This is a genomic window from Planomonospora algeriensis (genome assembly GCF_977012225.1).
This window is the reverse complement of record NZ_CDRNDK010001197.1, coordinates 1-219: the sequence shown is the minus strand read 5'-3', so window position 1 is coordinate 219 and position 219 is coordinate 1. Positions and strand designations below refer to the sequence as shown.

Below are 219 nucleotides of genomic sequence, written 5' to 3'. Positions count from 1 at the left end.
TAGAGCATCACCTTGCCAAGGTGAGGGTCGCGGGTTCGAATCCCGTCTTCCGCTCGGAGAGGCCCCCGGGTCTCACTCGGTGGAGTGGCCGAGAGGCGAGGCAACGGCCTGCAAAGCCGTGTACACGGGTTCAAATCCCGTCTCCACCTCTGGTCTCCGCGCCCGGACGATTAGCTCAGCGGGAGAGCGCTTCCCTGACACGGAAGAGGTCACAGGTTC

General features: G+C 63.9%; 1 tRNA gene. It reads left to right on the top strand.

Going from position 1 to position 219, the window contains the following annotated elements:
- The first annotated feature begins 78 nt into the window (after window positions 1-78).
- Window positions 79-149, top strand: a tRNA-Cys gene (locus ACWJ6R_RS38410).
- Window positions 150-219: the final 70 nt, after the last annotated feature.